The sequence below is a fragment of the Haloarcula rubra genome, from assembly GCF_019599465.1.
In the GTDB taxonomy this organism is placed as follows: Archaea; Halobacteriota; Halobacteria; order Halobacteriales; family Haloarculaceae; genus Haloarcula; species Haloarcula rubra.
In genome coordinates, this window is record NZ_RKLR01000002.1 from 65,387 (window position 1) to 83,667 (window position 18,281).

The 18,281-nt window shown below is 68.5% G+C and carries 19 protein-coding genes; 6 read left to right on the plus strand and 13 right to left on the minus strand.

Features of this window, described 5'->3' with window-relative positions; translation table 11 throughout:
* Nucleotides 1-72 precede the first annotated feature (72 nt).
* The gene (locus tag EGH21_RS04965) at nucleotides 73-1,707 is read left to right on the plus strand and encodes a potassium channel family protein (protein WP_220617381.1); all 1,635 of its coding nucleotides are present in this window, start codon (nucleotides 73-75) and stop codon (nucleotides 1,705-1,707) included.
* Between the two features lie 66 nt (nucleotides 1,708-1,773).
* Here EGH21_RS04965 and citZ read toward each other — a convergent pair whose 3' ends face one another.
* Nucleotides 1,774-2,919, minus strand: a complete 1,146-nt coding sequence (gene citZ / locus EGH21_RS04970) for a citrate synthase (protein ID WP_220617382.1) — start codon at nucleotides 2,917-2,919, stop codon at nucleotides 1,774-1,776.
* A 234-nt stretch (nucleotides 2,920-3,153) separates the two neighbouring features.
* Here citZ and EGH21_RS04975 point away from each other — a divergent pair, with 234 nt between their 5' ends.
* A complete protein-coding gene (locus tag EGH21_RS04975; protein ID WP_220617383.1) occupies nucleotides 3,154-4,389 on the plus strand; it encodes a potassium channel family protein in 1,236 nt (411 codons plus the stop codon).
* Here EGH21_RS04975 and EGH21_RS04980 read toward each other — a convergent pair.
* Complete coding sequence (locus EGH21_RS04980; protein WP_425433296.1) at nucleotides 4,370-4,621, minus strand: DUF7536 family protein; 252 nt, start codon at nucleotides 4,619-4,621, stop codon at nucleotides 4,370-4,372. The two genes, EGH21_RS04975 and EGH21_RS04980, sit on opposite strands and share 20 nt — an antisense overlap.
* 139 nt (nucleotides 4,622-4,760) lie before the next feature.
* On the opposite strand from EGH21_RS04980, the gene EGH21_RS04985 reads away from it, so the two are divergent.
* Nucleotides 4,761-5,717, plus strand: coding sequence for a succinylglutamate desuccinylase/aspartoacylase family protein (locus EGH21_RS04985; RefSeq protein WP_220617384.1), 957 nt, complete (start codon nucleotides 4,761-4,763; stop codon nucleotides 5,715-5,717).
* 253 nt (nucleotides 5,718-5,970) lie between these two features.
* Nucleotides 5,971-7,029: a threonine synthase gene (locus EGH21_RS04990; RefSeq protein WP_220617385.1), complete on the plus strand. Its 1,059-nt coding sequence runs from the start codon at nucleotides 5,971-5,973 to the stop codon at nucleotides 7,027-7,029.
* Here the strand turns inward: EGH21_RS04990 and EGH21_RS04995 are convergent.
* From EGH21_RS04995 to EGH21_RS05005, 3 genes are all read right to left on the minus strand, one after another.
* Nucleotides 7,026-7,229 (minus strand): hypothetical protein, encoded by a 204-nt coding sequence (locus EGH21_RS04995; RefSeq protein ID WP_220617386.1) that lies wholly within the window; start codon nucleotides 7,227-7,229, stop codon nucleotides 7,026-7,028. The two genes, EGH21_RS04990 and EGH21_RS04995, sit on opposite strands and share 4 nt — an antisense overlap.
* Nucleotides 7,230-7,287: 58 nt before the next feature.
* Entirely contained in the window at nucleotides 7,288-7,500 is a 213-nt protein-coding gene (locus EGH21_RS05000) for a DUF7511 domain-containing protein (protein ID WP_220617387.1), read from the minus strand.
* A 137-nt stretch (nucleotides 7,501-7,637) separates the two neighbouring features.
* Complete coding sequence (locus EGH21_RS05005) at nucleotides 7,638-8,903, minus strand: tRNA(Ile)(2)-agmatinylcytidine synthase (protein ID WP_220617388.1); 1,266 nt, start codon at nucleotides 8,901-8,903, stop codon at nucleotides 7,638-7,640.
* A gap of 126 nt (nucleotides 8,904-9,029) precedes the next feature.
* Here EGH21_RS05005 and EGH21_RS05010 point away from each other — a divergent pair, with 126 nt between their 5' ends.
* On the plus strand, nucleotides 9,030-9,998 hold the full coding sequence (locus EGH21_RS05010; protein ID WP_220617389.1) for a transcriptional regulator: 969 nt from the start codon (nucleotides 9,030-9,032) through the stop codon (nucleotides 9,996-9,998).
* A 42-nt stretch (nucleotides 9,999-10,040) separates the two neighbouring features.
* On the opposite strand, the gene EGH21_RS05015 is transcribed toward EGH21_RS05010, so the two are convergent.
* The 3 genes from EGH21_RS05015 to pyrE form a co-directional block, all read right to left on the minus strand.
* A complete protein-coding gene (locus EGH21_RS05015) occupies nucleotides 10,041-10,298 on the minus strand; it encodes a glutathione S-transferase N-terminal domain-containing protein (protein WP_220617390.1) in 258 nt (85 codons plus the stop codon).
* A 66-nt stretch (nucleotides 10,299-10,364) separates the two neighbouring features.
* A complete protein-coding gene (locus tag EGH21_RS05020) occupies nucleotides 10,365-11,801 on the minus strand; it encodes an NCS2 family permease (protein ID WP_220617391.1) in 1,437 nt (478 codons plus the stop codon).
* An 88-nt stretch (nucleotides 11,802-11,889) separates the two neighbouring features.
* Nucleotides 11,890-12,429: an orotate phosphoribosyltransferase gene (gene pyrE, locus EGH21_RS05025; protein WP_220617392.1), complete on the minus strand. Its 540-nt coding sequence runs from the start codon at nucleotides 12,427-12,429 to the stop codon at nucleotides 11,890-11,892.
* A 122-nt stretch (nucleotides 12,430-12,551) separates the two neighbouring features.
* Here pyrE and glmM point away from each other — a divergent pair, with 122 nt between their 5' ends.
* Nucleotides 12,552-13,925, plus strand: coding sequence for a phosphoglucosamine mutase (gene glmM, locus EGH21_RS05030; protein WP_220617393.1), 1,374 nt, complete (start codon nucleotides 12,552-12,554; stop codon nucleotides 13,923-13,925).
* 1 nt (nucleotide 13,926) lies between these two features.
* Here the strand turns inward: glmM and EGH21_RS05035 are convergent, their stop codons facing one another.
* From EGH21_RS05035 to EGH21_RS05055, 5 genes are all read right to left on the minus strand, one after another.
* Nucleotides 13,927-15,039 carry a DUF7118 family protein gene (locus EGH21_RS05035; protein ID WP_220617394.1) on the minus strand — a complete coding sequence of 371 codons (1,113 nt, stop codon included), beginning with the start codon at nucleotides 15,037-15,039 and terminating at the stop codon, nucleotides 13,927-13,929.
* On the minus strand, nucleotides 15,039-15,401 hold the full coding sequence (gene hisI / locus EGH21_RS05040) for a phosphoribosyl-AMP cyclohydrolase (RefSeq protein WP_220617395.1): 363 nt from the start codon (nucleotides 15,399-15,401) through the stop codon (nucleotides 15,039-15,041). Before hisI ends, EGH21_RS05035 begins: the two co-directional genes overlap by 1 nt.
* A gap of 66 nt (nucleotides 15,402-15,467) precedes the next feature.
* Nucleotides 15,468-16,442, minus strand: coding sequence for an A24 family peptidase (locus EGH21_RS05045; protein ID WP_220617396.1), 975 nt, complete (start codon nucleotides 16,440-16,442; stop codon nucleotides 15,468-15,470).
* Between the two features lie 107 nt (nucleotides 16,443-16,549).
* Nucleotides 16,550-16,939 (minus strand): ferredoxin Fer1, encoded by a 390-nt coding sequence (gene fer1, locus EGH21_RS05050; RefSeq protein ID WP_220617397.1) that lies wholly within the window; start codon nucleotides 16,937-16,939, stop codon nucleotides 16,550-16,552.
* Between the two features lie 83 nt (nucleotides 16,940-17,022).
* Entirely contained in the window at nucleotides 17,023-18,219 is a 1,197-nt protein-coding gene (locus EGH21_RS05055) for an inorganic phosphate transporter (protein WP_220617398.1), read from the minus strand.
* Nucleotides 18,220-18,281 lie beyond the last annotated feature (62 nt).

An 18,281-nucleotide genomic window follows, 5' to 3' on the forward strand; every position in this document is an offset into this window, starting at 1 on the left:
ACACTCACACCGGACCGACCGCGGTCACGGCTGTCAGAACTGTTTTACGCCGCCTCGGCGACAATGCGGTAGATGGATACCTGGCAGCGACGGACACTGGGGTACGTCGTCGGCCTCGCCGGCATCATCCTCGCGTTCGCCGTCGCCTACGACTACGGGATGACGGTCTGGGAGGGGCGACCGCGGGACTTTCTCCACTCGCTGCAAGTCGTCGTCGAGACGTTCACCACCACCGGGTTCGGGTCCGACGCGCCGTGGGAGAGCACGGGGATGCGCCTGCTCATCATCGGGATGGACATCACCGGCGTCGTCCTCATCTTCCTCGCACTGCCGGTGCTGCTCTTTCCGCTGTTCGAGGAGGCGATGGAGACCCGCGCGCCGACGACGCTGGAGACCGAACTGTCGGACCACGTCGTCATCTGTCACTTCACGCCACGCGGCGAGACGCTGGTGACCGAACTGGAGACGTGGGACGTCGACTACGTGGTCGTCGAACCCGACGACGACCGGGCCGACGACCTGTACGCGGAGGGGTACCACGTCGTCAACGCCGACCCGCAGTCTATCGAAGGGCTAGAGAAAGCCCGTCTCTCGGGTGCTCGTGCGCTCGTCGCCGACGCCTCGGACCAGATCAACACCAGCATCGTCCTCACCGCCCGGGAGGTCGACGAGGGGGTCCGAACCGTCAGCGTCGTCGAGGAACCCGACCGCGCGAAGTATCACGACCTCGCGGGTGCCGACGCCGTCGTCTCGCCGCGGCAACTGCTCGGCGAGAGTCTGGCGAGCAAAGTCACGACCGGCGTCTCGACGACGCTCGGCGAGGACTTCGAAATCGGCGTCGACTTCGACATCGCCGAACTCCCCATCCACCGCGGGAGCGACCTCGTCGGGACCACGCTGGCCGAGAGTGGCATCCGCGAGGAGACGGGCGTCAACGTCATCGGGGCGTGGTTCCGCGGCCAGTTCGTCAGCCCGCCCGACCCGGACGCCGAACTCGACGGCAGTACGGTCCTACTCGTCTCGGGGACGGCCTCGCAACTGGAGACGCTGAAGTCGAAGACCCTCTCCAGCGTCCGCGGTTTCCGCCGCGGCGAGACAGTGGTCGTCGGTTACGGCGAAGTGGGCCACACTATCGCCGAGGAACTCGCCGTCGCCGGGGTCCCCTACACGGTCCTCGACCGGGCGGAGAAACCCGGCGTCGACGTGGTCGGGGACGCCACCGAACCCGACGACCTGCGGGCCGCCGGCGTCGAGGACGCCCGCACCGTCATCCTCGCGCTCTCGGAAGACACCGACACCGAGTTCGCCACGCTGGTCATCCGTGACTTGAACCCCGAAGTGGAGGTCATCGCTCGCGCCGAGGAGACGGAGAACGTCAAGAAGATGTACCGGGCCGGCGCCGACTACGTCCTCTCGCTGGCGACGGTCAGCGGCCGGATGCTCGCCTCGACGATTCTGGAGGACGAGAACGTCATCTCGATGGACCAGCAGGTCGAAATCGTCCGTACCGACGCCGGGCACCTCGCCGGCGAGACCCTCGGCGACGCCGACGTCAGGTCGCGAACCGGCTGTACCGTTCTCGCCGTCGAGCGCGACGGCACCGTCCTCACGGACCTCGGGCCGGACGTCGAAATCAGGTACGGGGACAAACTCGTCATCGCGGGCACCGACGACGGCGTCGACCGGTTCACAGAGCTGTTCGAGTGAGACCACAGGCGGCGCGTCGAGACTGGGTCTGTCAGCTCGGGGGCGCCGAAACCGGAACCCGACGGGCTATCGCTCGTCCAGCGGCACGAACGTCGTCTCGTCCGGGTTCGGCCCGGTGTACCGGGCGCGCGGCCGAATCAGACGGTTGTCCTCGATGTACTCGATGACGTGGGCGACCCAGCCACCGACGCGGGACATCGCGAAGATGGGGGTGTAGATGTCGATGGGGATACCCATCTGGTAGTACGTCGAGGCGGAGTAGAAGTCGACGTTCGGGGCGAGGCCCTTCTCCTCGGCCATGTACTCCTCGATGGTCGTCGACATCTCGTACCACTTCAGGGAGCCTGCGGCCTCGCCGAGTTCCTTCGAGCGCTCGCCGAGAATCTTCGCTCGCGGGTCCTTGACGTTGTAGACGCGGTGGCCGAACCCGGAGACACGGCGGCCCTCCGACAGCGCCTCCTTGACCCAGTCCAGCGGGTCCTGGTCGGCGTCGTCGACTTCCTTGAGCATCTCCATGACGTCCTGATTGGCGCCGCCGTGGAGCGGGCCCGCCAGCGTCCCGATGGCCGACGTCACCGAACTGTACACGTCCGACAGCGTCGAGGCGGTGACCATCGCGGCGAACGTCGAGGCGTTCAGGCCGTGGTCGGCGTGGAGCACCAGCGCCTGGTCGAAGACGTCGGCCAGCACGTCGTCGGGTTCCTCGCCGTTGAGCATGTAGAGGAAGTTCTCGGCGTGGTCGAGGTCCTCGCGGGGTTCGACGGGGTCCTCGCCGTCGCGGATGCGCGTGAACGCGGCGACGATGGTCGGAATCTTGGCCGTGATACGCCGCCCCATCGCGAGGTTGACCGCCTCGTCCGTCGGGTCGGCCTCGGCCGGTGCGGGGTCGTACGCCGAGAGCATCGACACCGCGGTCCGGAGCGCGGCCATGGGCTCCTCGTCGGCCTCCGCGAGTTCGCGGACGGTCGCCATGACGCCGTCGTCGACCTCCCGTTCGGCCGCCATCTCGGACTCGAACTCGGCGAGTTCCCCGGCGTCGGGGAGGTGGCCGTGCCAGAGCAGATACAGTACCTCCTCGTAGCTGGCGCCGTTCGCGAGGTCCTCTATCGTGTACCCCCGGTAGACGAGCTTGCCCACGTCACCGTCGATGACGCTGAGGTCAGACTCGGCGACGAGGACTCCCTCCAGCCCTTTCTTGAGGTCGTCGGACATACGCCAATGGTTCCCGACCTGCCGGGAAAAGCATTTTCTTTCCGGGCGTCTGTGTCACACGGTCGTCGGGAGTGAAACTGGACGTTCGACCACTATCGTCGAAGTGACGACCAACATATCGAACATATACGGCATCAAACACACTTTTTGTAGTACCGTGACCCACCCTCGCGTTCGTGACCGGATGCCACGGGACGGCGAACGCTTTTGAGACGTGCTACCGAAGCGGTGGGCATGGAGCTGACGGGAGCCGTCGAGTACGAACCGGTGAGCGTGAAGGCGGTGCTGGCGGAGATGAAAGACACCGCCGAGTTGCTCATCGACCTCTCGTACTCGGCGGTGCTGTTGCGCAGCGACGACGTGGCCGCCGAGGTACTGGAGTTGGAGGCGAAGATGGACGTCCTCCAGATGCGGGCCCGCATGAGCCTCCTGATGGCCTGTCGGTCGACGGACGACGCCGAGGCGCTGGCGCCGGTGCTGGGGATGGTCGGCGCCGCCGAGAAGATAAGCGACGCCGCCGGCGACATCGCGAAGATCGTCCTAGAGGACATCGGCCTGCCGGACACCCTCCGGGCGGCCCTGCCGGAGGCCGTCGAGACACTGGTCAGGGCGACCGTCGCCGCCGACTCGCCGCTGGCCGGCGAGACGCTGGGCGAGTTGAACTTAGAGACCGAGACCGGAGTCCGTGCGCTTGCGATTCGTCGACAGGGCAACTGGCTGCTCAACCCCGACCGCGAGACGCGACTCGAAGCCGACGACGTGGTCCTGTTCCGCGGCCCGGAGGCCGGCGTCAGCGAGGTGTACGCCGACGCCACCGGCGAGGCGTACGTGCCACCGGAACCGCCCGAGGGCGAGGACAAGGACCTCGAACGGGCCATCGACTCGATTATCCTGATGAAAGACATGGGCGAACTCGCGGTCGATTTGGCCTACGGCGCGGTGCTGTTCGACAGCCAAGCCGTCGCCGAGGAAGTCGTCGAACTGGAGGCGGAGGTCGACGCCCTCCAGTCCCGGTTCGAGGCGTGGACGCTGCGGGCGGCCGCCGACGTCGACGACCCGGTCTCCCTCCGGGGACTGGTCCATCTGGCCCGGTCGACGGAGGTCATCTCCGACGCCGCCCTCGAAATCAGCGAGGGCGTCCTGCGCGGCCTCTCGACGCATCCGGTGGTCGCCGAGGCGGTCCAGGAGTCCGACGAGATAATCATCCGCGCCACCGTCGACGCGGCGAGCGACCTCGCCGGTCAGACCATCGGCGAGGCGGCGGTCAAGACCGCCACCGGGATGCGTATCATCGCCGTCCGCCGGGCCACCGGCGAGAGCGAGCGCACCGGCCGCGAGGGCGGCGACTGGGTCGTCTCGCCGGGTCCGGAGACGCCGCTCCGGGCGGGCGACGTCCTCATCGCGAAGGGGACCCGGACCGGTGCCGAGCGGTTCACCGAACTGGCGGCCGCTAGCGACGAGCCAACCTGACCGCCGAGACGACGGTGAACACCGTCGTCAGCAGACCACCGAGCGAGACGACCAGCACGAACGCCAGCGCGACGTAGAGGGCCGAAGGCCGCGCAGTGCCGGGCAGGACGAACACCGCGACGATGGCGGCGGTCACCAGCACCGCGAGACCGAAGCCGAGTTTCGCGTTGCGCGGGACGTTCAGTGCCGCCATCATCGCGGCGGGGCCGCTCTGTTGCTCGGACTCTGACACGGGCGAGCGTACGGTCCGCCCGCAAAAAGCCCCGTCGGTCCGTCGCCGGCGAGCGCAGACACCGCCCGGGGCCGGTCGCTGTCGGCCTCGGCACGGGAAATCCGAACCAGTAAAGGTCAACGCCCCGAACGACACGCCAATGGTAACTCTCGGTACGGCGAGTGCCGCCCCCGGAGAGATGGACACGGGGCGGTTAGCGGTCGGCGAAACCCGTGACGGTAGCCCGGTGCGACTCCCGGTGGCCGTCGTCAACGGCGCCGCCGACGGGAAGACGCTCTACATGCAGGCGGCGAGCGACGGCGACGAACTGAACGGCGTCGGGGTCATCCAGCGGGTCCTCCCGCGACTGGACCCGACCGAACTCTCGGGGACGCTTCTGGTGTGTGGCATCGTCAACTACCACGCCTTCCAGGTGGCCGAACACCGCAACCCCGTCGACGACACGAAGATGAACCGGGCCTACCCCGGCGACGCGAACGGGACCTCCAGCGAGCGTATCGCCGCCGCGACGTACGACGCGGCGGTCGGCGCCGACCTCGTCCTGGACCTCCATCAGGGCTCGACCTCGCGGATGATAGACGAAGTCCGGGTGCGGTGTGGCACCCGCCACCGCCTCCACAGCGAGTGTCTCGAACTCGCGAAGGTCTTCGGCTGTGGCTACATCTTAGACCAGAAGGGGCCCGACGGCCAACTCGCCCGGGCCGCGCCCGACGAGGGCGTCCCGACCGTCGACCCCGAACTCGGCGGCTGTGTCGGCTGGGACGAGACCTCCATCCAGAAGGGCGTCGACGGCGTGTTCAACGTCCTCACCTACTACGACTTCCTCGACGGCCGGTACAGTCCCCGCGCCCAGACGCGCGCGACCGGGTTCGAACAGTACGGATCGCCCGCCGGCGGCCTCGTGGACTTCCACGTCGACCTCGGCGACCGCGTCTCGCGGGGCGAGACGCTGTTCGAGATAACCGACGTGTTCGGCCAGTCGAAAGCCGAGATCACCGCCGACTCGGACGGCGTCTTCTGGCGGTCGCGCCGCCTCCCGCAGGTCGCCACCGGCGAGTACGTCTGCTCGGTCGGGACGAATCTGGACACCTACTAGGCCCCTCAGGGGTCACTGCGGGGTTGCCACGGTCACCGCTCTACTGCAGATACTCGGGCCACCCCAATCGGTACTCGTCGTCCGGTGCCTCGTCCTCGTCTCCGTCCTCGTCGAAGGCCACACCGTGCAGTGCAGTCGTGCGGTTCATACGGGGCAGTCGGCGCTCGCCGACGGAGAGTCCACACGGTCAGTTCTGCGGTGCGTTAAGACGGCGACCGTCACTTTCTGGTCGCACAGTCCCGTCCATCGATCCATGCGACACTGCGAGGCCTGCGGCCGCGAGTACCCCCGCGACCGGCCGTGGCGCTGTTCGTGCGGCCACGCACTCGACTACGCCGACGAACCGACGCCCGGCGGCACCCCGCCCGACGTCGACCGCGAGGCCGGTATCTGGGCGTTCGACGGGTTCCTCCCGATGGACGACCGGGTGACTCTCGGAGAGGGCTGGACGCCGCTGGTCGACGCCCCGAAGTACGAGGCGACGCTCAAACTGGAGTTCCTCCACCCGACGGGGAGTTTCAAGGACCGCGGCGCGGCCACCGTCGTCGCGGAGGCGCTGTCGGTCGGTGCCGACCGGATACTGGAGGACTCCTCGGGCAACGCCGGACTGGCGGTGGCGAGTTACGCCGCGCGAGCGGGTATCGACGCCGAAATCTACGTCCCGGCCGACGCGAAAGCCGAGAAGCGTCGCCGTATCGCGCGCACCGGCGCCGACGTGGTGGCCGTCGAGGGCGACCGGCAGGCCGTCACCGACGCCTGTATCGAGGCCGTCGAGGCGGGCGAGGGGTGGTACGCCAGCCACGCGTGGAACCCCGCCTTCTTCGCGGGGACGGCCACGTTCGCCTACGAACTGGCGGCCCAGCGCGGGTGGACGGCACCCGATGCAATCGTCACGCCGCTGGGCCACGGCACGCTGTTTCTGGGCGCCTATCGCGGCTTCCGGACGCTCCAGGCGGCGGGCTGGATAGACGAGCTGCCGCGGCTACTGGGCGCACAGGCCGCCGGCGCGAGTCCCATCGCCGACGACCGGCACGGCGAGTCGGCAGGCCGGAACGACCTCGCCGACGGCATCCAGATTCGAGAACCGGCACGCGCCGACCAGATACGGCGGGCCGTCGAGGCCACCGACGGGGACGCCGTCGCCGTCGACGAGGCCGCCACTCGGCGGGCCCACGACCGACTCTCGGCGGCGGGGTTCCACGTCGAACCGACCTGCGCGACGGCGACGGCGGCGCTCTCGGCGTTTCGCGAGCGTGGCGTCCTCGACACCGCCGACGACGTGGTCGTCGCCCTCACGGGCCGGAACGCCTAGCGCCAGACGCGCAGCGACACCGGGATGTCCGAGTCGACAGATATCCACTGGGTCTCGACGTCGGACGGGTCGACGTCGGCGGCGTAGCAGATGTACCGCTCGGTCCCGTCCGAGCGACTCCGTACGACGGCAGGGAGGACCCCCTCGTCGGGGGCGGGTGACGGGGTCCCGCCAGTCGGGGACCAGTGGTCCGTGCCCATGCCGAGAGGCGTCACTGAGGGACAGTATTGTTACGAGTCGGTTATCTCAGAGAAGGGACTACCGAACGCTGTCGAGTTCGACGAGGGCGTCGGCGGGGACCGCCAACCACTGGGTCGCCACCTCGTGTCCGGGCCTGTCGTCGGGGTAGAGGAGCGCTCGCTGGCCGCCGTCGGCCGCCGGTTCCAGTTCGACCACCAGTGTCGTCTCCGCGAAGTCGTCCTGTGGGAGTGGCAATCCGTCGTCGGCAGGGAGACGGCGCTCGGTACTCATAGCCTCCACTAACGGTGGTGTAATCCTTGTTATAACATGCATAACCTGATTCTCGCTTGTAACGACTGGTCGGTATGCCGGACCAACTGCGGCGAGAGCGGGCGCGCAGGCCGCCGTATCGGACAGACGCCACGCACCTACCGCGCCGGATGCGTCGGGCCGTCGAACCCCCCGCGAACGAGCGGCTTCGCGATGTGTCGTCGCGCCACCGGCGGCACCTCGTACCAGCCGGGTTCGATGGTGCGCTCGACCGGTCGTTCGACCTTGCCGTCGGCGCTGGTGTCACAGTCCCGACAGCGATACCCCTGATTCCGACCGGCCGAGGACATCGACCCGCCGCAGTCGGGACACGTCGGCGTCACGCGTTCGGTCCGCACCAACTCGCGGACCGCGAACTTCTCGAATTTGAGCGTCCCGTCGGACACCTCACCGCAGGCCGTGACGCGGTCGCCGGCGCGGAGCGCACGCACGCGGTCGCGGAACCGCTTGGTCGGTTCGAACGCGGCACACGGGAGGCGGTCGTCGCCGTCCGCCAGCGTGACGAAGACGTGTCCACCCCGCCGCGTCTCGGGCGGGTCGGCGACGGTACCGGTGACCCGGAAGGCGCTGTCGTCGGTGACCTCGCCGAGGGCGGCGTCCTGCAGGTGGACGTCGGTCCCCTGGTTCGTCACGAACGTCGCGCGCTCGGCGACCGGTTCGCTCTCGACGGCGTCGGCGACGGTCCGGCACGCGTCGGCGTCGTCGCCGCGAATCCCGTAGAGGATGGGACACGGCGTCCGCGGAACACAGACCGGGTAGCCCGAGTCGCGGTCGACGGTGTCCCACACTACCGGGTAGTGCTCGTCCGCAGCGGCCCGCACGCTCTCCGGGTCCACGTCTCGCTCGGTGCCCCAGCGCGACTGCTCGCGGTAGGCGATGTGCTCGTAGGTCCAGTCGTCGAGTGCCGCCCACGCGCCGACGGCCGCCAGCGCTCCGACGAGGCCCCGGCCGTTGCCGCGTTCGACCCGGGCGAATCCCGCGAAGTCCGCCAGCGTCGTCGCCGTCACGCGGTCCTGTATCTCCCGGATGGCGTCCACCGTGAAGTCGGCCACCTGCGGTGGGACCGCCTCGGGGGCGCAGTCGGCGACGACGGCCCCCGGGTTCGTCTTCGGGTCGTCGGTCTGTGCGAGCGAGAGGGTCTCCCGGACCAGAGTGGTCGCGCGCTCTGCGTCAAGGTCGGTGTGGACCGCCAGCGCGGCGTTCCCGCGGGTCTTGTGTTCGACGGCAGGGTTCAAGCGAACCAGGAGGACTCGCTCGACGCTGCCCCCTTCCTCGCGTACGGCGTCGGCTAACTGGGCCGCCGCGTAGGTGGTGCACATCCCCGTCTCGCGCGAGTCCGTATCGTCGAGCCCGACGACTGTCACGACCGGACGTATCCGACTGTCGGGCAAATCTGTTTCGCAGTGTCTTGTCGCTCGAGAGACACTGCGCGGGCGGCACAACTCATATATCCGGTGAATGGCTTACCATCAATAGAGGTACCGAGTACTATGTCACGGTCGGCACTGGTCGGCAACGTCACCGCCATGCTCGAGGACGCCGGGTTCCTCGTGAGCGACCGGTGTGCGATTCGACCCAAGAGCTTCGACGTCGCGGCCCGCCGCGGCGAGGACGTGTTGCTCGTCAAGATACTCGGCAACATCGACGCCTTCGACGCCCGCACCGGCGGCGAGATGCGGCGTCTGGGCACCTACCTGAACGCGACGCCCATCGTCGTCGGCCTCCGGACCCGCGACGAGGACCTGAAACCGGGCGTCGTCTACTTCCGCCACGGCGTCCCGGTGCTCTCGCCGGACACGGCGCTGGACCTGTTCGTCGAGGAAGTCCCGCCGCTCATCTACGCCGCACCCGGCGGCCTGTACGTCAACATCGACTCCGAAGTCCTCGCGGACGCCCGCGAGGAGCGAGAGTGGTCGCTGGGTCGTCTGGCGAAGGAACTGGGCGTCTCCCGTCGTACCGTCTCGAAGTACGAGGACGGCATGGACGCCTCCGTGGACGTGGCCGCGGAACTGGAGGACCTGTTCGACGCGCCGCTGACCTCGCCGGTCAGCGTCCTCGAAGGGACCGAGGACATCCGCGACGACGAACCCACACCGGAGGACCCGGACGTGGCCCCCGAAGACGAACCCATCGCCACCGTCTTCACCCGCATCGGCTTCGAGGTCCACCCCACCGACCGCGCGCCGTTCAAGACGGTCAACGAGAACGCGCGCCGGCGCGAGCAGGTCCTGACGGGTCACTCCGCGTTCACCGAGGCCGCCGAGAAACGGGCCCGAATCATGTCCTCCGTCGGCGAGGTCACCCGCACGCGCTCGGTGTACGTCGTCGACGAACTCACCCGCGAGTCCGTCGAGGGGACGGCGCTCATCGAGGAGGGGGAGATGGAGGAGATAGAGGACGCCGACGACCTGCGCGACCTCATCATGGAACGCGGCGAGGAACCGGAAGAAGTGGCGTAGCTGTCACTGGGGAGGCGGAAAATCTGAGAACGTCTCCGTAGCTTACGCCGCGCCGCTGCCGTACGTCTCTTCGAGATACTCGACGATGTCGTCGGACTCCGGCATCCCCTCGATGCCGTGTTCCTCGTCGACCAGTACCGGCACGCCGGTCTGACCCGAGACCTCCTTCACTTCGGTCCGCTCGCCGTGCGAGCGCGGGACCATGTGGGACTCGTACTCGAGGCCGAGTTCGTCGAGTTTCGTCTTGACCTTCGCGCAGTAGGGACAGCCTTCCAGTTCGTAGAGTTCGAGGTTCGCCATCTCACACGTCGTAGCGGTTCGACCAAAAAAAGGGCGTCGGTGGTGTGTGTCGGTCGAACAGCGCCGTCAGACCGCGCTGGAGAGGATACCGCCGGTCCGGACGACGAAGTAGAGGACGAACGCGGCGGCCAGTATCCACTGCCCGAGGAGGACGTCGTCGAACTCGCCCTGTGCGGTCTTGACCACGGGGTACGAGACGATGCCGGCGGCGATACCGTAGGCGATGGAGTAGGTGAACGGCATCACCATGATGGTCAGACCGGCGGGCACCGCGTGCGCGAAGTCGTCCCACTGGATGTCGACGACGTTGCGCATCATGAGGACGGCGACGACGACCAGCGCGATGTGAGAGGCGTAGAGCGGAATCGCACTCGCCAGCGGCACGACGACGAGCGACGCGAGGAACAGGAGCGCGACGACGAGGGCCGTCAGCCCCGTACGGCCGCCCTCCTCGACGCCGGTCGCGGACTCGATGAACGTCGTCACCGTCGAGGTGCCGAGCATCCCGCCGATAGTGGTCCCGACGGCGTCAGCCATCAGCGGTTTGTCGATGTCCGGGAAGTCGCCGTTCTCGTCGAGGAAGCCGCCGGCCTGCCCGACGCCGACGAGCGTCCCGGCGGTGTCGAAGAAGTCCACGAAGAAGAACGTGAACACGATGAGCGCGAAGGAGAACGCCTCGACGTTGCCGAACCCGGTGAGGAACGCGCCGGCCAGCGGCGTGATGTCGTACTGTGCGGAGGCGAGGCGGGAGGCGTCGAAGCCGCCGTTCCGGACCGCGTCGGTCGCCAGCACGCCGGGTTCGACCATCCCGAGGAACGTCGCGATAGCGCCGACGACGGTCGTCAGCAGGATGCCGACGATGATAGAGCCACGCAGGCCGGCCGCGTACAGGACGAACGTGAGGAACAGGCCGACCACCGAGAGGATGGCCACGGGGTCGCTGGCGATTTGCCCGGTGCCGACGAGCGTCGCCGGGTCGTCGACGACGATGCCCATCGCCTGCAGGCCGATGATGGCCAGAAAGAGGCCGATACCGGCCCCGACGGCGAACTTCACCGGTTCCGGGAACAGTTTGATGATGTACTCACGGGCACCGACGGCCGTGAGGACGATGAAGATGATACCTTCGACGACGATGGCCGCGAGCGCCGTCTGCCACGGCACGCCGAGGACGCCGACGACGGTGATGGCGAAGAAGGCGTTGAGGCCGAGGCCGGGCGCGAGGCCGAACGGCCGGTTGGCGTAGAACGCCATGACGAACATCGCCACCGCCGACGAGAGGATGGTCACGACGGCCAGCATCTGGAATATCTCGCCGGGGCCGTAGCCGGAGATAGCGATGCCGCCCGGCGTGTTGTCGTCGGGGAACGCCGTGAGAATCGCCGGGTTCAGGACGACGATGTAGCTCATCGTCAGGAACGTCGTTATCCCGGCCAGAATCTCGGTGCGTACGTCCGTGTCGTGCGCTTCGAGTCCAAACAACTCCTCCAATGTTCCCGCCATTTACCCGATTCTCTGTACAGACCGGCTTAAGCGTGGCGAGAGCGGCCAGTAATGGTCGGCTGGACGACGAGTTCGGTGGCCGACCCGGCTACGCGTCGACGTCCTCGGGCGCGTCGGCCAGCAGGTCCGACGCCGTGACCAGCGACTCCAGTTCGAGGTCGTGTTCGGCGAGGTTCTCGCGGGCACCCTCCTCGCGGTCGACGACGACGAGGACGCGGTTCACGACCGCGCCCGCCTCTCGCAGCGCCTCGGCCGCGTCGATGGCGCTCTGACCGGTCGTCGCGATGTCCTCGACGACGACGACTTCCTCGCCCTCGGCGAGTTCACCCTCGACGAGGTTCCCGGTGCCGTACTCTTTCTGCTGTTTGCGTGCGATGACGTAGGGCAGGCCCGTCTCGACGCTGGTGACCGCCACCAGCGGCACCCCGCCGAGCGCGACGCCGGCGAGTTTCGTGTCCGTCACCCGTTCGGCGAACGCCGCGGCGACGAGTTCCAGACACCGCGGGTTCGTCTCGAAGACGTACTTGTCGACGTAGTAGTTCGAGGTGCCGCCGTGGGAGAGCTCGAACTCCCCGTACTTGACCGCGTCAGCGTCCCGGAGCGCCGCGATGAGTTCGTCGTTGGCCATACTCTCTGGTTCGGGGCCGGTGGCTAATGGCTGTTGGAATCACTCTGGGAGCCGTCGGCGTCGGTCGACGCACCGAGTAACGGCGACATTCATAAGCCGGTCGGCGACACACTCCCGATTGAATGCACGTGTTCGGGTCGAGCGGTGTCAGGGGCGTCGCGGGCGAAGAGTTGACCCCGCGGTACGTCCTGCGGGTCGCACAGGCGGCTGGGAGCGTCTGGACCGACGAGTACGACCGCGTGGCCATCGCGCGGGACACGCGGACGAGCGGGCGGACGTTCGTCAACGCCGCCACCAGCGGCCTCACCGGCGTCGGGTTCGACGTCGACCGGCTCGGCATCGCCCCGACACCGGGGTTGCAGGCCTACTGCGACCGCGAGGGGATTCCGGGCGTGATGATTACCGCGAGCCACAACCCGCCGGCGTACAACGGCGTGAAACTGGTCGGGGCCGACGGCGTCGAGTTGACCCGGGAGACGCTGGACCGCGTCGAGGTGGCGCTGTCGGGCGACGTCGAACAGGCCGCGTGGGACGGCGTAGGCGAGGACCGCCCCGTCGAGAGCGCGCGCCGGACCTACCGCGAGGCGGTCGTCGACGCCGTCGACCGCGAGCGCATCGCCGACGCCGACCTCACCGTGGTCGTCGACCCCGGCCACGGCGCGGGCTGTCTGACCAGTCCCGACCTGTTCCGCGAACTGGGCTGTACGGTCCACACGGTCAACGCCCAACCGGACGGCCACTTCCCGGGGCGGAACCCCGAACCGGTCGCGGCGAACCTCCGCGACCTGCGGGCCTACGTCGAGGCGACGGACGCGGACCTCGGCATCGCCCACGACGGGGACGCCGACCGCGCGATGTTCGTCGACGGCACCGGCGACCACGTCGAGGGCGACGCCGCCCTCGCGGCGCTGGCGGCCGCCGAACTCGACGCCGGTGAGGGCGTCGTCTCGGCTGTCAACGCCTCGCAGCGACTCGTCGACGCCGTGAACGCCGCCGACGCACGCCTCTCGCTGACGCCCATCGGGTCGACCCACATCGTCAGTCGCATCCGCGAACTGGAGGCCGAAGGGACCCACGTCAGCGTCGCCGGCGAGGGCAACGGCGGCATCCTCTTCCCCGACTACCGCATCGCCCGCGACGGCGCCTACACCGCGGCCCGCTTCTGTGAACTCGTCGCGGAGACGCCGGCCCGGGAACTGGTCGCGCCCTACGACGAGTACTACAACGTCCGCCGGAACCTCACCGTCGAGGACGAGGCCCAGCGCGAGGCGATGCTCGCCGGCATCGAGGCCCACGCCGAGGCGGCCGTCGCCGACCTCGACACGACCGACGGCTGGCGGCTGGACTACGGCGACGGCTGGGTGTTGGCTCGCCCCTCCGGGACCGAACCGGTCGTCCGCGTCTACGCCGAGGCCCGGTCGCCCGAACGGGCCGAAGAACTCGCCGCACAGATGGTCGACGCCGCCACGAACCAGACCGCCGCGAACGACGCCTGACTCACAGCGGGTCGTGTTCGTCGAGCGCCGACTCGATAGCCTCCCGGTCCGCCCGGAGCGAGTCCAGTTCACGGGCGACGGCGCCGTCTTCGAGGCGGTCGCGCTCCGCGGCGGAGAGTTCCTCGCGGGCGAGCGCGCTCTCTCGCAGGGTCGCGTAGTCCTCGCGGTCGGCGAGCGCCCGCACGTCCCGCAGACGCGTGACGACCGCGTCGTCGGCGAACCCGGCGAGTACGGACCGGTACTCCCGGACGAGCCACGGCAGGTGGTCGGCGGGCGGCGGCGGCCACCCCACCGTCAACGGTTCGGCGTCCAGGTTCCGGAGGTACGTCCGCCGCGTGGCGACGGCCCGCTGGAGCGCCGCCGTGTCGTCGACGTAGTGGTCGAGTTTCGACGCCGAGTAGTCGGCGTACTCCAGTAGTCTGGGTATCGGTTCGGTCCCCGCCTCGTGCTCGCGGACGTAGGTGAGCAACTCCGTCGGCGGGGACTGGAACGCGACCATCGGGAAGGCCTCGGCGCGTTCGACCGCCGCCAGCACCTCGCGAGCGGGGGCCTCGCTGCGGAACTCGCGGAACGACTCGCGGACGGCGTCGTCGTAGGCCGCGATGGGGTCCTGCAGGGCGTCGACCGGTGCGTCAAGGTCGGCCTCACCGAGTCGCTGGAGGCGCTCCAGTTCGTCGACGCGCTCGGCTATCTCGTCCAGCCGTCTCCGGGCGGTCCGGCGGGCGTCGGCGTAGTCCTCGCGGGCCTGCTCCCACTCGTCGAGACGGCCGACGAGGTCGGCGACCGGGTCGAGCCGCGACCGGGCCGACTCGAAGTCGCTCTCGCTGAGGCGCCGTTTCTGGAGCGAGTCGTCTATCGCCTCGAACGTCTCGCGCTCGGGCAGGTCCTCGTCCATCTCCTCGGTCAGCGTCGCGACGGCGCCCTGAAACTCCGTGAACGCTTTGAAATTGCCGCTCCCTGTCGCGGTGTCCTCGTAGCGGTCCAGCAGGTCCCGGAGCTCCCGGTAGACGCGCTGACAGGCCCGCAAGCGCTCCTCGCCGACCGTCTCGACGCGCTCTCTGGCCCGGTCGCGTTCCTCGGCGGCAGCGTGGAGGGTCGCGGCAGCGTCGGCCATCAGTACACGTCGTCGGGGTCGAACACCTGCTCGCCGACCGTCTCGCCGTCGACGGTGCGGTAGAAACAGGACTCGTAACCGGTGTGGCAGGCCCCGCCCGACTGGTCGACCAGGTACAGCAGGGCGTCCCCGTCACAGTCGACCCGGACCTCCTCGACTGCCTGTGTGTGGCCGCTGGTGCCACCCTTCTTCCAGAGTTCGTCGCGGCTCCGGGAGTAGTAGTGGGCGTAGCCCGTCTCGCGGGTCCGTTCGAGCGCTTCCTCGGTGACGTAGGCGAGCATCAGCACCTCGCCGGAGTCGGCGTCCTGTGCGACCGCCGGGATGTACTCCTGCTCGTCGAACGCGAGGGCCACGTCTGTCATACCCGATGGGTCGCCTGTCCCGAAGATAGGTCTTTTGTCGTGGTTCGGGGTCGCGGCCCGGGCGACTCACGCCACTCCGACGAGTCCCAGCAGGGCGTACAGCACGTCCCCGTACACCAGCGAGACGACCAGACCGGCGAACATCGGAACGAGGAAGGGGATGCCGGGGGATATCCACACCTCGTCCTCGCTGACCAGCACCTCCAGCCCCTCGCGCAACTGCTCGGGCGAGGTGCCGTAGGCCGACCCTTCGATGTCGTCCAGGAAGCGCTCGGCGCCCCACGGGTCGGCGGTAGCGGCGGTGCCGAACTCGGGTGCGTCCGTCGAGACGCCGCCGTCGGTGGCGATAGAGCCGTCGCCGGGGTCGTTGGGCACCCGCGGGAGCGAGTCGGGGTCGCGGTGGGCATCGGGGTCGGCCCGCACCTCGGCGAGCGTGGCGCCACGCCACTGGAGGTACATCCTGAGGGCGTCGACGTCGAGGCCGCTCCGGGTGAACCCGTCGGTGGTCTCCAGCAGTCGGCCGTACTCCTCGGGCACCTGCTCGACGGCGACCGGTTTGCCGATGAACATCGCCAGCGAGAAGCGGCCGCGAGCGAGGTTCGTCACCGCGACGCCGAGCGGGTAGACCACCCCCGCGAGGACGGTGTTCGAGAGGATGGTCAGCGAGAACACCCCGATGGCGGAGGGTTCCAGCGGGAGTGCCGCCGTCGGGAGGTAGTAGACGGGGTAGACGGGGAAGAGGACGGCGACGAGCATGAACGCCTTCGCGTCGGCCCCGCCGAACCCGCCGATGAGCCAGAACCCGTAGGCCAGCGGCGCGACGAAGCCCAGACTGATGGCCACGCGGAGCAGGAACGCCCGGCCGGCCGTCGGCCCGGTGAGGACCGCGTAACTGTCCCACAGGAGCAAGACGACCGCCAGCGCCGCCAGTGGCACCCACGCCCGGTTGGGAACCCGACGGGTCTTCACGTCGCGGTACGCCGCCCACCCGAACACGGGGACCGCGAGCAGTCGCAACAGGTCCGGTATCGACCCCAGCACGCCTTGTGGTCCCACGGCGACGGTCCTAATGGTTCCGGGTCCGAGAGCGTGGCCTCGGTACAGCAGTGGCTACCCGGTGAGAAAGCGGTGAAAACCGCAGAACAGCGTTATATGACGCGGTTCTGCAGGTAGTCGAGGTGCTTGGCGTTGTAGACGATCTTGACCTCGTCGGCGTCGGGGCTGCCGATACAGGTCAGGCGGACGTTCTTGTCTTCGACTTCCTCGTCGCTGAGAATCTGCTGCATGTCCATGTCGATGTCGCCTTCCAGGACGATGGCAGCGCAGTTCGCACAGGCGCCGGCGCGGCACGAGAAGGGCCAGTCGTAGCCCTGTGCCTCCGCCGCTTCGAGGATGTACTCGCCTTCGTTGACTTCGAGCGAGCCGTAGTCCTCGTCGCTGAGGTCCATATCCGCGGCCTCACCGAAGACGTCGTCGTCGTACATGTCCCAGCCGTTGTCGTCCACTACTTCGTAATTAAGGTACTCTACCGTGGGCATCACCTGCGTGGTTCGGCGGCCGACTTGTTAGACTTTGCCCTTCAGGACGCTCGCATGAACGATTGTGAGGGACAGCGGCGGGTTCACGCGATGGGTAAGTAGCGGAACACGAGGTACGCCGCGACGGTCGCGATGGACGGGACGACGTTCTGGAGGAAGATGACCCGTGCGGTCGTCCCGGGTTCGAACAGGTCCGACGCCGTCGGGATGTCCTCGCGGGACTCCTTCCCGATGGGTTCGTGGTCCTCTGGCGGCGGGTTCCCGGTCCGGTCGCCGACGGTCGGCGCGGGGTCGGCGGTCAGCGACCCGACCGAGGCCGCCGGCACCTCGCCTTTCACCGTCTCCGAGAGCGTCGTCGTCCGCGTCGCCCGGCCCCACCCGAGGCCGACGATGCTCATCGTCGCGATGATGACGAAACTCGCGGGGATGCCCAGCGCCGACAGGAAGGTGACGATGGTCGAGGCGACGGCAGCGACGACGATAGCGGCCACGAGGGGGAGGTCGGTGAGGTCGTTGCCGACGGTGTCCATCGTCCGGCGAGCGATGGTGAACGCCCCCAGCCCGATGGCACCGCCACCCAGCAGGATGGCCGGATAGAGGTCCAGCGACCCGTTCCCGACCAGCGGCGCGACGGCGTTGGCGACGTTCGAGGCCCCCGCCGAGAAGCCCATGTAACAGCCGATACCGATGACGACGGCGGTGCCGACGAACTCCCGAGGGGTGGTGTTGTCGCCGAGTTCGACCCGCGGGATGGTCCCCGAGCGATCGACGGTCACCAGCGCCCCCTCGCTCTGGGAGACGGCGAACCACTCGACGAGCGTCGGGTAGAAGTACCGCCCGATGACGCCGCTGACCCAGAAGGCGATGATGGGCGAGACGAGCCACCACGAGACGATCTCGAGCATCAGCCCCTCGTTGAGCGTCTGCTCTGCCAGTCCGAGGCCGGCGATGGCGCCGACGGCGGTCATCGACGTCGACGCGGGGACGCCCGCGACGTTCGAGAGGAAGAGCGCGGTGCCGATGAAGAAGAGGACGACGATGCTGACCAGCGGCGAGAACTGGGTCGCCACGAGGTCGCTCCCGAGGCTCTTGACCACGGCGGGGCCGACGAGCAGGCCACCCGCGAGGGCGAAGACGGTCATCAACGCGGCCGCAGAGAGTTTCGTGAGTGTGTTGCTCCCGACGGCCGGGCCGAAGGCGACACCCGTCGAGGAGCCCCCGATGTTGAAACCGACGAAGACGGCGACTACCAGTCCGAGCGCGAAGAGAACCTCGACCATACAGGATGCAAGCCGGGCGGCCGTTAAAGGGTACCGACAGCAGTCTCGGCCTGTGCCAGCAC